This is a genomic window from Bacteroides ihuae (assembly GCF_900104585.1).
Taxonomy (GTDB): domain Bacteria; phylum Bacteroidota; class Bacteroidia; order Bacteroidales; family Bacteroidaceae; genus Bacteroides; species Bacteroides ihuae.
Genome location: NZ_FNVX01000005.1, coordinates 1,073,649 through 1,089,078, shown reverse-complemented (window position 1 = coordinate 1,089,078; position 15,430 = coordinate 1,073,649). Strand labels below are relative to the sequence as shown.

Genomic DNA, 15,430 nt, shown 5'->3' with positions numbered 1-15,430 from the left:
TTTTCAAGAGTGAGCGGGATTTTCTTTTTTATATATTTAAAAGTATTGTATTAGAAATGTCTCCCTAGAGAGTGTGTACGCAAATAATAATTATTTAGGAGCCTTTATGTATAAGTAAATAGCGATAACAGTATACAGTAGGTTCGGAATCCATACGGCAATAACTGGAGGGACATTGCCATTTATAGCAAAAGTAGAAGAAATGGTTTGAAATAGAATATAGGAGAAACTAAGCCCCAAGCCAATACCTAGATGAAGTCCCATTCCTCCCTTCGATTTCTTCGAAGATAGAGATAACCCGATGGTGGTTAATATAAATGATGCGAATGACATAGCAATACGCTTGTGGTATTCTATTTCAAATTCCTTTATATTAGCAAAACCTCGTTTCTTTTGTCTGTCAATGTATTCGCTAAGTTGTGGACTTGTAAGAACTTCTTGTTGATTCCTCGTGATAAGAAAATCAGTAGGCTGCATTACAATAATAGAGTCTATTTTTTCTCCACGAATAATATTCTCCTTAAGTCCATTTAGCTCTCTAATCATATAGTCCTTAATAATCCATTTGTTGACAGCAGTAGTGTCATAGGTTATACTGCGTGCTGTAAGATGGGATACTAACTTTTTATCCACAAATTTATCTAGAGAAAAATGAAAACCGGTCTTGTTGTAATCTTCGTATCTTTCAATATAGGCTATAACACCTGAATCTACCTCCAATTGCACATTGCGAACAGAAGTTGTTTTTTTCTTCTTGTAGTACTTATCTTCGAAAGCTAGACGGGTAACACTTCCTCTAGGTATTATATAGGATCCTAAACTGAAAGTGACTATAGAAATGATTGCGGCCGAAATCATGTAGGGACGCATTAATCGCTTAAAACTCATTCCCGTTGAGAACATAGCGATGATCTCGGAGTTCTCAGCAAGCTTAGAAGTGAAAAAGATGACAGCAATAAAGACGAACAAGGGACTGAAAAGGTTGGCAAAATAGGGTATGAAATTCATGTAATAATCAAAAATGATTGCTTTCCAAGGAGCTTCATTTGTCATGAATTTGTCCATCTTCTCATTGAAGTCGAACACTACTGCTATAGAAATAATCAAGGCAATGGCAAATACATAAGTGCCAAGGAACTTCTTTATGATGTACCAATCCAACCGTTTTAATAACTTATTGCTCATGTCTTTTAATTATAATCGAGTTGATACCCTCTTCACCATCATAGGTTTCCAAGTAGAGAAATCTCCTGCAATGATATGTTTGCGGGCTTCGCTAACCAACCAAAGATAGAAGGCTAAGTTATGTATGGATGCAATCTGCATAGCCAATAACTCTTTGGCATGAAAGAGATGTCTTAAGTACGCTTTGCTATATAATGTATCTACGGATGAAGCACCATCAATCTCAATAGGGGAAAAATCAGTCTCCCATTTTTTATTTTTCATGTTCATGATGCCATCTTTGGTAAAGAGCATGCCATTTCGTCCGTTTCGGGTAGGCATCACACAATCAAACATGTCTACTCCTCGCTCTATTCCTTCCAAAATATTAACTGGAGTGCCTACACCCATTAGGTAACGTGGCTTATCTGTAGGCAGGATCTCATTCACTAATTCGATCATCTCGTACATTTTGTCAACAGGTTCGCCTACAGCCAATCCTCCTATGGCATTGCCATCAGCTCCTTTTGAAGCTATAAACTCGGCTGATTGTTTACGCAAGTCCGGATAAATGCAGCCTTGCACAATCGGGAAGAGTGATTGTTGATATCCGTATTTCGGTTCCGTTTCGTTGAAGCGCTGAATGCACCTGTCTAGCCAGCGATGTGTTAGTCCAAGAGATTTTTTTGCATAGGCATAGTCGGAATCTCCCGGAGGACATTCATCAAAAGCCATCATGATATCCGCACCAATGATGCGTTCTATATCCATGACTTTCTCCGGAGTAAATACGTGTTTACTGCCATCTATGTGAGATCTGAATTCTGCACCTTCTTCGCGTAGTTTACGAATGCCGGCCAAAGAAAAAACCTGAAACCCTCCACTATCTGTTAACATAGGGCGGTCAAAGCTATTAAATTTATGCAGTCCTCCAGCTTTCTCCAGTACATCAAGTCCCGGACGCAAATAGAGATGATATGTATTGCCCAGAATAATCTGTGCTTTGATATCTTCTTTCAATTCCGTTTGATGTACGCCCTTTACAGAGCCCAATGTACCCACGGGCATAAAGATAGGGGTTTCTATCTGCCCATGGTCTGTTGTGAGCAATCCGGCACGTGCATTGCTTTTTGAATCGGTATATTGTAAATCGAATGTCATTCTTTAGCAGCTTTCTTTACTGAAAAGTCAACGGCATCTGCCACTTTTTCGTCTGTTAATGCAATAGCGAAAACTTCTCTGACATCATTTACATAATGGAAAGTTAACCCTTTCAGATACATATCCTGAATCTCATCTATATTTTTCTTATTCTCTGCACTCATTATAATCTCTTTGATCCCTGCACGCTTTGCTGCTAGGATTTTCTCTTTGACACCACCTACAGGAAGAACTTTTCCACGAAGTGTGATTTCTCCAGTCATTGCCAAATTTGCTTTCACTTTGCGTTGAGTGAGGGCAGAAGCTAAAGAAGTAGCCATTGTAATACCTGCTGAAGGGCCATCTTTAGGTATAGCTCCTTCAGGCACATGTACGTGAATGTTCCAGTTGTCAAATACCTCTTCGCTCAAATTGAGCAATGAAGCATGTGCTTTGATATATTCAAGTGCTAGCATTGCTGACTCTTTCATCACATCTCCTAAATTTCCGGTTAAGGTAAGTCTTCCGCCTTTCCCCCGGCTTAAACTAGTTTCTACAAATAGAATTTCTCCACCTACGGAAGTCCAAGCCAACCCTGTTACTACTCCGGCATATTCATTCCCTTGATACTTATCTCGTGTATATTCCGGTGTTCCCAAAAAATCAACTAGATCAGCTGGTTTGATTTCTGTTTTTGCGAAGTATCCATCCGTAGCATATTGACGAGCTGACTTACGGAAAATTTTATTGATTTTCTTCTCTAGTTCGCGCACACCACTTTCACGTGTGTACGATTCTATGATAAGTTCGAGTGTATCTTTAGGTATTTTGATATCTGTCTTTTTTATACCATTTGCTTCCATCTCTTTAGGAAGCAAGTGTTTACGAGCAATCTCTATTTTCTCTTCAGTGATGTATCCACTTACTTCAATTAATTCCATACGATCGAGTAGTGGTCCTGGAATAGTGTTCAGGTTATTGGCTGTAGCAATAAACATCACTTTAGATAAGTCGAAATCAACATCAAGAAAATTATCATGAAAAGTGCTGTTTTGTTCAGGATCGAGTACCTCTAGCAAAGCAGAAGAAGGATCCCCTTGACGGTCATTTCCCAGTTTGTCAACCTCATCCAGAATAAATACCGGATTGGATGAACCCGCTTTAACCAGACTCTTTATTACACGACCGGGCATAGCTCCTACATATGTTTTTCTATGTCCACGTATTTCAGCTTCATCATGCACTCCTCCCAGAGACATGCGAATATATTTTCGTTTCAACGAAGCTGCTATTGATTTACCCAAAGATGTTTTACCTACTCCCGGAGGGCCATAAAGACAGATGATGGGCGATTTCATATCATTTTTCAACTTCAGCACAGCCAAATGTTCAAGAATGCGCTCTTTCACCTTTTCCAATCCATAATGATCTTTATTCAGTGTTTTCTCTGCGTTCTTTAGATTAATATTGTCTGTGGTGAATATTCCCCAAGGCAAACTGAGCATGATTTGCAAATAATTGAGTTGCACACTATAGTCGGGCGATTGCGAATGTGTCCTTTCTAGCTTAGCTAGTTCTTTAAGGAATGTGTTTTTCGTTTCCAAATCCCACTTCATTTTCTCAGCCTTAATGCGCATTTCGTCTATTTCCTGTTCTTGACCACTACCACCAAGTTCATCTTGTATAGTTTTTATTTGTTGTTGCAAGAAATATTCTCTTTGTTGCTGATCTATATCTTCACGCGCACGTAGTTGAATAGAAGCTTTTATTTCTTCCAATTGAACTTCGCGGGTTAGTATTTCTAATAATTTCTGGGCTCTTACACTGAGTAATGGAATCTTTATCAACTCTATCTTCTGCTCTATTTTGAGTGGCATGTTGGTGCATATAAAATGTATCAGAAACATAGGGTTGGTAATATTGCGGATGGCAAAAGCTGATTCCTGATGTAATATATCAGAAGACTTGATATAACGTATCGTTAAATCTTTGCAAGAATCGACTAAAGCAGTAAATTCTTTATTATCTTTTTGAGGAATTTCTTCTTCTAGAACGTCTACATTTGCTCGTAAATAAGGATGTGTCGAGGTTATTTCCTTTAGTTCCATGCGAACCATCCCCTGAAGAATTGCCGTTGTGCTTTGATCGGGCATTTCGAGTAGACGAACGATTTTAGCTACTGTTCCTATTCTGTGGAGATCTTCTAAAACAGGTTCTTCTGTTTGAGCCATTTTCTGACATACAACAGCTATGTATGAGCCTTTCTTTTCTGCTTCTTTAATGAGTTTCAGTGATGATCTTCTACCTATGGACACAGGCATTAGTACACCGGGAAATAATATCATGTTTCTAAGAGGTAAAACGGGGATATTGCTATCTACCTTTATGTCAAACAGTTGATCTTCAGTTCCGTCAAAGTCGGCAATTAATGAAAAAGCATTGTCACTCGGATCTTCGTTCTCTGTAAAATATCTATCTATCTTCATTGCGTATAAATTAAGTCATCACATATTGACAGCCATTAAAAGAGCTGCAAAGTTAGTTTATTCTTTATTAATAATAAAGCACCTATACACTAAAATCACAAAAACAATGCCAAATAATGGAGTTGTATCTGGTTTGTCTCTTGATAATTACTTATTTTTGTCGATTATCATTATTTATTAGCAATATGCCTAATTCGTATTTTCAATTTAAACAATTTACCGTATCGCATGACAAATGTGGCATGAAGGTGGGAACAGACGGTGTACTTCTGGGGGCGTGGGCTGATGTTAGTCGTGCAAAGAAGATCCTGGATATAGGAACTGGAACAGGTTTATTAGCACTGATGACTGCTCAACGTAGTGTGGCTCATATTGTGGCTTTAGAGATAGATGAACATGCTGCCAAACAGGCAGAAGAGAATATTTCTTCTTCTCCATGGGCAGATCGGATAGAAGTTGTTAAGACGGATTTTAAAGAGTTTGTGTCGGATGAAAAATTTGATGTAGTTATTTCTAATCCTCCATATTTTGTTGATTCACTGGCATCTCCTGATGATCAACGCACGATGGCACGGCATAGTGGTGATCTTACCTATACAGAGTTGCTTAAGGGCGTTTCTAAAGTGTTGTCAATTGATGGGACATTTAGTGTGATTATACCTATAGAAACAGCGGATTCTTTTAAATATATTGCAGAGCTTTGTGGACTATTTCCTTGCCGCCAATTATGGGTTATCACTAAGCCTGGAGGTGCTCCGAAGAGAGCTCTGATCACTTTCTCGTTTGCCCAGCAGGCTTGTGAAAATAATTATTTGCTTACTGAAGTGGCAAGGCATCAGTATAGTAAGGAATACATTGCCTTGACGAAAGACTACTATTTAAAGATGTAACTTAGGATTTGCGTATTAGTCTAAGCAGGTATGAAAATAAAATGAATTACTGAATTCCATTTCTGGCAATGGAGTCTTGGGAGCGAATAGTCCGTAAACAGATGCTCCGGATCCACTCATAGCTGAATAAACGGCTCCTTTGCTGTATAGTTCTGATTTAATTTTTCTGATAGTAGGGTAAAGTGCAAATACGCTTTTTTCAAAATCATTCTCTAACAACTCTTTCCACTCAGTCGGGGGGCGGCTGATAATCTCACTTAAAGTGATTTTGGGTTTGCAAGGAGTTATTAAAGAAAAGGCTTCACGAGTAGAAACAAATATTGGAGGTTTAACAATAACCACTTCATAACCCTTTAGCGATAGTTGAATAGGAGAGAATAAATCACCTATGCCTTCAGCAAATGTAGGTCGATTTTGAATGAAGAAAGCGCAGTCGGCACCTAATCTAGAGGCGTATTCTTCAAGTTTCTCCGTGCTTAGATTTAACTGAAATTTGTTGTTGAGCAATTTTAGCATAAAAGCAGCATCGGCAGAACCACCACCAAGTCCTGCTCCAGAAGGAATAGCCTTATATAAATAAATGTCTATAGGAGGCAAATCAAAGACTTCGGCAAGCAAGAGATAGGCTTTGACCACAAGATTATCGTTCAACTCCCCGGCAACAGATATGCCCGAAGGATGTAGTGTAAATGGGACTTCCTTTGATTTGGAAAGAGTTATTTCGAGCGCATCTTCCAAAGGTACGGGATAAAATACGGTCTCAAGATTATGATATCCGTCAGCCCGTTTTTCGGTAATATTTAATCCCAGATTTATCTTAGCATTGGGGAATGTAATCATACGCTTATATGTACTAATGCGTTGTCAAAAGTCGAATGCAGCATTCTGTTTATCGCTTGCAAAGTTATGATTTATTTTTAAGTATTCAATAATACAAATCAGATTATAGAGTAGAAATATTTTTGGTGCATTATTTAATTATCAAAATTCAATGCTTACCTTTGTAAACACAATGGTTATGAGTAACAACAAGAAAATATAATTCTGCAAAATAATGCCGGAACAAAGAAAAAACGCACGTACTACCAGACCCAAGACGCAAGCTATAAACGATTATGGCCGACTACAACCTCAGGCTTTGGAGTTAGAAGAGGCAGTGGTTGGTGCATTGATGATTGAAAAAGATGCTTATTCTCAGGTTAGTGAAATTCTCCGTCCCGAATCCTTCTACGAACATAGGCATCAACTAATATATGCTGCCATTACTGACTTGGCTGTGCAGCAGAAACCGGTGGATATCCTCACTGTAACGGAACAGCTTCGCAAACGAGGTGAGCTAGAAGATGTGGGTGGTCCGTTCTACATCACTCAACTTAGTAGCAAGGTTGCTTCTTCGGCACACATTGAATATCATGCCCGTATCATTGCTCAGAAATATCTGGCACGTCAGTTGATTACATTTAGTAGCGACATCGAAACTAAAGCTTTTGATGAAACTCTCGATGTGGACGATTTGATGCAAGAGGCAGAGGGTAAACTCTTTGAAATTTCTCAGCGTAACCTGAAGAAAGATTATACACAGATTAATCCAATCATCGCCGAAGCTTACGAATTACTACAAAAAGCAGCAGCTCGAACGGATGGATTGAGTGGTCTGGAGAGTGGTTTTACGAAGCTAGATAAGATGACTTCTGGTTGGCAAAACTCTGACCTTGTAATCATTGCTGCCCGTCCTGCAATGGGAAAGACAGCTTTCGTTCTCTCCATGGCGAGAAATATAGCGGTGAACTTCCGCAACCCTGTAGCTCTGTTCTCATTAGAAATGAGTAACGTTCAGTTGGTCAACCGTTTGATCGTCAATGTGTGTGAGATTCCGGGTGAAAAGATCAAAAGTGGACAATTGGTGGCTTATGAATGGCAACAATTAGATTACAAACTGAAAGACCTGATTGATGCGCCACTTTATGTGGATGATACCCCTTCGCTTTCTGTATTTGAACTTCGTACCAAAGCCCGTCGCTTGGTTAGAGAACATGGAGTAAAGATTATCATCATTGATTACCTTCAGCTAATGAATGCCAGCGGTATGTCTTACGGTAGTAGACAGGAAGAGGTTAGTACGATCTCGCGGTCGCTCAAAGGTTTGGCCAAGGAACTAAATATTCCTATCATTGCTTTGTCTCAGTTGAATCGTGGAGTAGAAAACCGTGAAGGTATTGAAGGCAAACGTCCGCAGTTGAGTGATCTTCGTGAGTCTGGTGCCATAGAGCAGGATGCCGATATGGTTTGCTTTATTCACCGTCCAGAATATTACAAGATCTATTCCGATGACAAAGGGAATGACCTTCGAGGTATGGCTGAAATTATCATAGCCAAGCATCGTAATGGTGCTACCGGTGATGTGCTGCTTCGATTTAAAGCCGAATACGCGAAGTTCCAAAATCCGGATGATGATATGATTATTCCGATGCCAGATGCTGGTGCTATGCTTGGTTCGCGCATGAATAGCAGTTCTCAGGGTAACGTCCCTCCTCCACATGCAGAAAACGCACCTATGCCTGATAATCCTTTTGGCGGTTCAGGAGATAATGGACCTTTGCCTTTCTAAAATAGATCTCTCTTACTTCTAATGTACTACTAAAAGACGAAAAAATGCACAAATTACTTTCTTTACCGCCCAATCTGGTGACTTGCTTTCACGAATTAGAATGTGCTCAGTCTGCCGATTGGTTTTGTACTTCAGATCCTATAGGAACAAAGCTTGGTTCCGGCAGTGGCACTGCTTGGCTGCTCGAAGAGTGTCATAGGCAAACCGATAATGAAATTTCGTTTGGTCAATGGTTAGAGAAAGAAAAGCGCATATTGTTGCATGCCGGCGGACAAAGCAGACGTTTGCCCGGATATGCACCTTCGGGGAAAATATTGACGCCAATACCTGTTTTTCGCTGGGAAAGAGGGCAACGCTTGGGGCAGAATCTTCTCTCGTTGCAACTGCCTCTGTATGAGAAAATAATGTCTCTTGCCCCCGATTCATTGCATACGCTCATCGCTAGTGGAGATGTTTATATTCGTTCGGAAAAACCTTTGCAAACGATTCCTGAAGCAGATGTAGTGTGTTATGGTCTTTGGGTAGATCCTTCTCTGGCAACACATCATGGTGTGTATGTTTCCGATAGAGATCATCCCGGCGAGCTTGATTTTATGATCCAGAAGCCTTCTTTGGCTGAACTCGGAAACCTCTCTAGGACACATCTCTTTTTGATGGATGTTGGTATCTGGTTATTGAGTGACAAAGCTATAAAATTGCTTATGAAGCGCTCGCGTAAAGAGAGCGCCAATGATCTTTCTTATTATGATTTATATTCAGAATTTGGACTCTCATTAGGCAACCATCCACGGTTAGCAGACGAAGAAATCAACAAGCTATCGGTTGCCATTCTGCCTTTGCCCGGTGGTGAATTCTATCATTATGGCACAAGTCGCGAGCTTATTTCATCTACAGTAGCTATACAAAATAAGGTCTATGATCAACGACAAATTATGCATCGCAGGATAAAGCCTAATCCGGCTATGTTTGTGCAAAATGCTTCTGTGGGAGTTACACTTTCTCCGGTAAACGCTGAGATGTGGATCGAAAATAGCTTTATTGGCTCGCAATGGTTGCTGGGAAGTAGGCAGATTATTACCGGAGTTCCGCTGAACGACTGGACGTTACTTTTGCCAGATGGTGTATGCGTAGATGTAGTGCCTGTTGGAGAAAAAGAGTGGATAGCTCGTCCGTATGGCATTGATGATGTATTTAGAGGAGATTTAGCTAGCGTGGTAACTCGCTTTATGGGCATACCATTTTGTGAATGGATGGAAAAAAGAGGACTGGCACAAGCTGACCTAAAAGGAGCTAATACAACTGATATTCAGTCTGCTGCGTTGTTTCCTATTGTGACAAGTGTAGACGATTTGGGCAAAGTGCTCCGTTGGATGATCTCCGAGCCTACACTTGAAGAAGGAAAAGATATATGGTTGAAAGTCAATAGATTATCAGCAGATGAAATATCAGCTTCAGCTAATCTGAAGAGATTATATAAACAACGTGAAGAGTTTCGTAAAGAGAATTGGCAGACGCTTGCTAACAATTATGAAAAAAGTGTTTTCTATCAGCTTGATCTAGCTAATGCCGCCGAAGAGTTTGTACAATTGAATGTAGATGAACCTGACATACTGCCTGAGGATGCTTTGTTGATGTCGAGAATACACAACCATATGCTGCGCTCACGTATCCTTAAACTAAAGGGCTTAGAAGCTAAAACAGAAGAACAAGCTGCTTTCGAATTGCTTCGTGATGGCCTTCTAGGAGAAATACAGGATAAGAAAAGTATTCCTTCTTTGAGCGTTTATCCCGATCAGATAGTGTGGGGGCGTAGTCCTGTACGCATTGATGTAGCCGGTGGATGGACCGATACTCCACCTTATGCTCTTTATTCGGGTGGCAATGTGGTCAATTTGGCTATTGAGCTCAATGGTCAGCCTCCTTTGCAAGTCTACGTGAAACCCTGTGCAGAGCCTCACATTGTTCTTCGCTCTATAGATATGGGTGCTCTGGAAGTAGTCGATAGCTACGAGGAATTGCAAAATTATAAAAAGATTGGCTCTCCGTTTTCTATTCCCAAAGCAGCACTTGTGTTGGCGGGATTCTCACCGGATTTTTCGGCAAAGAGATATGCTACACTGAGAGATCAACTAAAAGATTTTGGTGCGGGTATTGAAGTAACCTTGTTGGCGGCCATTCCGGCAGGTTCAGGATTGGGTACCAGTTCTATTCTCGCATCGACTGTGTTGGGTGCCATCAATGACTTCTGCGGATTAGCTTGGGATAAGTGTGAAATATGTCGTCGCACATTGGTACTCGAACAATTACTCACAACAGGCGGTGGTTGGCAAGATCAATATGGTGGTGTGCTTCATGGTATCAAGTTATTGCAAACCGAGAGTGGCTTTTCACAAGACCCATTAGTACGCTGGTTGCCCGATTATCTTTTCAATCAGCCGGAATATAAAGCCTGCCATTTACTATACTATACAGGTATCACACGCACGGCAAAGGGTATACTAGGTGAAATCGTTAGTTCCATGTTTCTCAATTCATCTACTCATCTTAATCTGCTATCCGAAATGAAATTTCATGCTTTGGATATGAGTGAAGCCATTCAGCGAGGAAACTTCGCAGAATATGGACATTTGGTAGGCAAATCGTGGCAGCAGAACAAGGCATTAGATTGCGGTACTAATCCACCGGCTGTGGAATCTATAATTAATTTGATAAAGGATTATACGTTAGGCTATAAACTGCCTGGAGCGGGTGGTGGTGGCTATCTTTATATGGTAGCTAAAGATTTGCAAGCGGCCATATGCATTCGTGAGATACTGGCAGAACATGCGCCCAATCCACGTGCTCGTTTTGTTGAGATGACACTATCGGACAAAGGATTACAAATATCTCGTTCATAAGAACCATTATGAGTGATGACTAAGCATAAATTAAATCGTTGCGCAGGCATAAAATGATATCAGAAACACAATGAAATTAGTAAAGACAAAAGAAGGTATTTCTTACCTCTGGCCATTCATTCTGGTCACTTCTCTTTTCTTCCTCTGGGGCTTTGCCCATAGTATTCTCGATGTGCTGAATAAGCATTTTCAAGAAGTATTGGTCATTTCAAAGGCTCGATCGGCTTTGGTACAGGCTGTGGTCTATGGTGGTTATTTTTTGATGGCCCTGCCGGCAGGCGCATTTATCAAACGCTATGGCTATCGCAAAGGGGTAATACTTGGGCTGTTACTCTATGCTGTAGGCGCTTTCATGTTTATACCGGGTAGCAAGATGATGTCGTTTGAATTCTTTCTGGTCTCGCTGTTTATTATCGGTTGCGGACTCACTTGCCTTGAAACGGCTGCCAACCCTTATGTCACAGTGCTGGGAGAACCGGAATATGGTGCAGGCAGACTGAACCTGGCACAGTCTTTCAATGGATTGGGTTGGATAATGGGTCCATTAGTCGGTGGTTTGATCTTTTTCGATGGTGGAGATATATCAGTTCCATATATCATCGTTGGATGCTTGGTTGTTTTTGTTGCCATCTTCTTTATGCGTATTCGTCTGCCTGAAGTGAAGGAAGAATTGCCCGATGAAACAGAAGGTGCGGAAAAGAGTCTTTGGAGCTATACTCATTTTACTTGGGGGGTAGTTGCCTTGTTTTGCTATGTAGCAGCCCAAACGGGCATCAATAGCTTCTTTATTAACTATGTAACCGAAGCTAATTTAGGTTTTACCAATAGCGATGCTGCCATGCTGCTTTCGTTTGGTGGGATGGGATTATTTATGTTTGGTCGTTTTCTGGGTAGTTGGCTGATGAATCGCCTACCAGCCGAACGCTTACTTATATGGTTCTCTGTAGGTGCTTTGCTATGTATGTTTTTGGTAATCTTTGGTCTGGGATGGCTTTCTATTACGGCATTGTTCATTTGCTACCTGTTTGAGTCAATCATGTTTCCTACTATCTTTGCTCTGTCTATCAGGAAATTGGGCGGGCATACCAAAAAGGCTTCTTCATTTCTTATCATGTCCATTGTCGGTGGTGCTGTTGCCCCTGTATTGATGGGTTATATTGGTGAACATAACATGGCCATTGGTTTCATTATACCTCTGATTTGCTTCTTTGTGATTGCCGGATATTCGGTTATGTATAGACGTATGTCTCGTCGCTAAATTGATAAGAAATAATTTCTTTTATTTACAATAGATACTGCTCTTGTTGAAGACATAACTTCAGCATGCTGATCTAGTTAATTCACCGCGGTTAACTAGTTAGTTCACCGCGGTGAATTAACTAGATCAACCTACCCCTCTCAGAGAGCCTGTAGGAGGGAATCTCTTCGTTTCTACTATCTTTACATAATAAGAGAAATAAGATAAAGAAATAGGCTTTCTTTTGATACGCTACCACGAAGAAGTTTATTGAATAAAAACGTCGGCATTCTGTTTTTGCACTGAATGCCTTACTACAAGATAAGATATGTAATCAGCTAAGTCTTCTGACATTCGCTATTTCTTGCCTGATTCTTTTACTAAAAGTATTCGTTTAAATGAATAAATAGTCGTTTTTTCTGCCTTAATATTCCCAGCTAACCGAAAAAACTTATTAAATTTGCAAGTCGTTTTTGAAAACAATAAAATCTTAATGATATGAATATCTCTTATAATTGGCTGAAAGAGTATGTCGACTTTGACTTAACCCCTGACGAAGTTGCGGCTGCGCTTACTTCTATTGGATTGGAAACAGGTGGTGTGGAAGAGGTTCAAACCATTAAAGGCGGACTCGAAGGACTCGTCATTGGCGAAGTGCTGACATGCATCGAACATCCCAATTCTGACCATTTACACATTACCACCGTTAACTTGGGTGATGGCGAACCAACACAGATTGTGTGTGGCGCTTCCAATGTTGCTGCAGGGCAGAAAGTAGTTGTGGCTACTCTGGGTGCAAAACTTTATGATGGCGATGATTCCTTTACGATTAAGAAATCAAAAATACGCGGTGTAGAATCTATCGGTATGATTTGCGCCGAAGATGAAATTGGTATAGGTACTTCTCATGAAGGTATAATTGTTCTTCCTGCTGATGCCATAGCGGGTACATTAGCCAAAGATTACTATAATATCAAGAGCGACTACGTACTTGAGGTGGATATCACCCCTAACCGTGCAGATGCTTGTTCACACTATGGTGTAGCTCGTGACTTGTATGCTTACCTGCTTCAAAACGGATACAAAACGTCTTTGAGTCGCCCTTCGGTAGATGCGTTTGCCATTGAAAATCATGATCTGGATATTCAGGTGACGGTGGAGAACAGCGAAGCATGTCCCCGTTATGCAGGCGTTTCTGTTAAAGGAGTAACGGTGAAAGAAAGTCCGGCATGGTTGCAGGATAAACTGCGCATCATCGGCATCCGCCCTATAAATAATGTAGTAGACATTACTAATTATATTGTACATGCTTTCGGTCAACCTCTTCATTGCTTTGATGCTGCAAAGGTGAAAGGGAGTAGCGTTGTTGTGAAGACAATGCCCGAAGGTACTTCTTTTGTTACTCTTGACGGGGTAGAACGTAAGTTGGCCGACCGTGATCTGATGATCTGTAACAAAGAAGAAGCGATGTGTATTGCCGGTGTATTTGGTGGATTAGATTCCGGTTCTACTGAAACGACCACCGATGTATTCCTTGAAAGTGCTTATTTTCATCCAACGTGGGTGCGTAAAACTGCTCGTCGTCATGGATTGAATACCGATGCTTCTTTCCGTTTTGAAAGAGGTATTGATCCTAATGCTACTCTTTACTGTCTAAAGCTAGCTGCTTTGATGGTAAAAGAATTGGCTGGTGGTACTGTATCATGTGACATCAAAGATGTGTGTTCAGCTCCTGCTGACAATTTTATTGTGGGGATTACTTATGAGAAAGTGAACACATTGATTGGAAAGACAATTCCGGTAGAGACAATCAAGAGTATTGTTGCTAGTTTGGAAATGAATATTACGGCTGAGGCTACTGAAGGACTTACGCTGGCTGTTCCTCCTTATCGAGTAGATGTACAGCGCGATGTAGATGTAATAGAAGATATTCTGCGTATCTATGGATATAATAATGTAGAAATACCCAATACATTGAAATCTAGCCTTACCACGAAAGGAGCAGCTGATAAATCGAATAAGCTTCAAAACCTTGTATCAGAGCAACTTGTTGGATGTGGGTTCAATGAAATATTGAATAACTCATTAACTCGTGCTGCTTATTATGATGGTTTAGAAACATACCCTTCGGCCAATTTGGTTATGCTGATGAATCCTTTAAGTGCCGACCTGAACTGCATGCGTCAAACGCTTCTATTTGGTGGTTTAGAGAGCATTGCTCATAATGCCAATCGCAGAAGTGCCGATTTAAAGTTCTTTGAATTCGGTAATTGTTACTACTTCAATGCCGATAAAAAGAACCCTGAAAAGGTGTTGGCTGCTTATAATGAAGATTATCATTTAGGTTTGTGGATTAGTGGTAAGAAAGTATCCAATTCATGGGCTCATACAGACGAAGACAGCTCTGTGTACGAGCTAAAGGCGTATGTGGAAAATGTTCTTCAACGCCTCGGGCTAGATCTACAAAATCTGGTGATAGGCAATCTTACCGATGATATTTTTGCCGCTGCGCTTTCTGTACATACCAAGGGAGGAAAGAGACTTGCTGCTTTTGGTGTGGTGACCAAGAAGCTTTTGAAAGCATTTGATATCGACAATGAAGTTTATTACGCTGATCTCAACTGGAAAGAGTTGATGAAAGCCATTAAATCAGTCAAAGTAAGCTATCAGGAGTTATCTAAGTTTCCTGCAGTGAAGCGAGATCTGGCTTTACTCATCGATCGAAATATTCAGTTTGCTGAGATTGATAAAATAGCTCATGAAACAGAGAAAAAACTACTTCGTGATGTTTCTTTATTTGATGTTTATGAAGGTAAAAACTTGGAATCCGGCAAGAAATCGTATGCAGTGAGCTTCTTGCTCCAAGATGAAACTCAAACATTGAATGAGAAGACGATTGATAAAGTGATGTCGAAGCTGGTGAAGAATCTGGAAGACAAACTAGGTGCTAAGCTTAGGTAGGATACATTGAGAAGATAGATAAATTAATAAAAATAATTGATCTCTAT

General features: G+C 40.4%; 9 protein-coding genes. 5 read left to right on the top strand and 4 right to left on the bottom strand.

Translation table 11 applies throughout. The features are described from left to right. Positions 1 to 90: 90 nt before the first annotated feature. Genes BQ5338_RS09930 through lon form a run of 3 tightly spaced genes read right to left on the bottom strand, consistent with a single transcriptional unit; the run spans position 91 to position 4,790 of the window. Positions 91 to 1,185 carry an LptF/LptG family permease gene (locus tag BQ5338_RS09930; RefSeq protein WP_071146627.1) on the bottom strand — a complete coding sequence of 365 codons (1,095 nt, stop codon included), beginning with the start codon at positions 1,183 to 1,185 and terminating at the stop codon, positions 91 to 93. A gap of 9 nt (positions 1,186 to 1,194) precedes the next feature. Beyond that, positions 1,195 to 2,325, bottom strand: coding sequence for a tRNA guanosine(34) transglycosylase Tgt (gene tgt, locus BQ5338_RS09925; protein WP_071146626.1), 1,131 nt, complete (start codon positions 2,323 to 2,325; stop codon positions 1,195 to 1,197). Beyond that, positions 2,322 to 4,790: an endopeptidase La gene (gene lon / locus BQ5338_RS09920; RefSeq protein WP_071146625.1), complete on the bottom strand. Its 2,469-nt coding sequence runs from the start codon at positions 4,788 to 4,790 to the stop codon at positions 2,322 to 2,324. The genes tgt and lon overlap by 4 nt, the downstream gene beginning before the upstream one ends. Positions 4,791 to 4,975: 185 nt before the next feature. On the opposite strand from lon, the gene BQ5338_RS09915 reads away from it, so the two are divergent. Continuing rightward, positions 4,976 to 5,680 carry a tRNA1(Val) (adenine(37)-N6)-methyltransferase gene (locus tag BQ5338_RS09915; protein ID WP_071146624.1) on the top strand — a complete coding sequence of 235 codons (705 nt, stop codon included), beginning with the start codon at positions 4,976 to 4,978 and terminating at the stop codon, positions 5,678 to 5,680. 15 nt (positions 5,681 to 5,695) lie between these two features. Here the strand turns inward: BQ5338_RS09915 and ispE are convergent, their stop codons facing one another. Further along, a complete protein-coding gene (gene ispE / locus BQ5338_RS09910; RefSeq protein WP_071146623.1) occupies positions 5,696 to 6,520 on the bottom strand; it encodes a 4-(cytidine 5'-diphospho)-2-C-methyl-D-erythritol kinase in 825 nt (274 codons plus the stop codon). A 214-nt stretch (positions 6,521 to 6,734) separates the two neighbouring features. Here ispE and dnaB point away from each other — a divergent pair, with 214 nt between their 5' ends. From dnaB to pheT, 4 genes are all read left to right on the top strand, one after another. Then, positions 6,735 to 8,288 carry a replicative DNA helicase gene (dnaB, locus tag BQ5338_RS09905; RefSeq protein WP_071146622.1) on the top strand — a complete coding sequence of 518 codons (1,554 nt, stop codon included), beginning with the start codon at positions 6,735 to 6,737 and terminating at the stop codon, positions 8,286 to 8,288. Positions 8,289 to 8,332: 44 nt separating this feature from the next. After that, positions 8,333 to 11,185: a bifunctional fucokinase/fucose-1-phosphate guanylyltransferase gene (locus tag BQ5338_RS09900; protein WP_071146621.1), complete on the top strand. Its 2,853-nt coding sequence runs from the start codon at positions 8,333 to 8,335 to the stop codon at positions 11,183 to 11,185. Positions 11,186 to 11,255: 70 nt separating this feature from the next. Further along, a complete protein-coding gene (locus tag BQ5338_RS09895) occupies positions 11,256 to 12,443 on the top strand; it encodes a sugar MFS transporter (RefSeq protein ID WP_071146620.1) in 1,188 nt (395 codons plus the stop codon). Between the two features lie 477 nt (positions 12,444 to 12,920). Next, positions 12,921 to 15,383, top strand: coding sequence for a phenylalanine--tRNA ligase subunit beta (gene pheT, locus BQ5338_RS09890; RefSeq protein WP_071146619.1), 2,463 nt, complete (start codon positions 12,921 to 12,923; stop codon positions 15,381 to 15,383). Positions 15,384 to 15,430 lie beyond the last annotated feature (47 nt).

Excerpts from the sequence above, each read along its gene's own strand:
- BQ5338_RS09900 (WP_071146621.1), top strand. The coding sequence starts at position 8,333 with ATGCACAAATTACTTTCTTTACCGCCCAATCTGGTGACTTGCTTTCAC.
- pheT (WP_071146619.1), top strand. The coding sequence starts at position 12,921 with ATGAATATCTCTTATAATTGGCTGAAAGAGTATGTCGACTTTGACTTA.
- BQ5338_RS09895 (WP_071146620.1), top strand. The coding sequence starts at position 11,256 with ATGAAATTAGTAAAGACAAAAGAAGGTATTTCTTACCTCTGGCCATTC.
- tgt (WP_071146626.1), bottom strand. The coding sequence starts at position 2,325 with ATGACATTCGATTTACAATATACCGATTCAAAAAGCAATGCACGTGCC.
- dnaB (WP_071146622.1), top strand. The coding sequence starts at position 6,735 with ATGCCGGAACAAAGAAAAAACGCACGTACTACCAGACCCAAGACGCAA.
- ispE (WP_071146623.1), bottom strand. The coding sequence starts at position 6,520 with ATGATTACATTCCCCAATGCTAAGATAAATCTGGGATTAAATATTACC.
- BQ5338_RS09915 (WP_071146624.1), top strand. The coding sequence starts at position 4,976 with ATGCCTAATTCGTATTTTCAATTTAAACAATTTACCGTATCGCATGAC.
- BQ5338_RS09930 (WP_071146627.1), bottom strand. The coding sequence starts at position 1,185 with ATGAGCAATAAGTTATTAAAACGGTTGGATTGGTACATCATAAAGAAG.
- lon (WP_071146625.1), bottom strand. The coding sequence starts at position 4,790 with ATGAAGATAGATAGATATTTTACAGAGAACGAAGATCCGAGTGACAAT.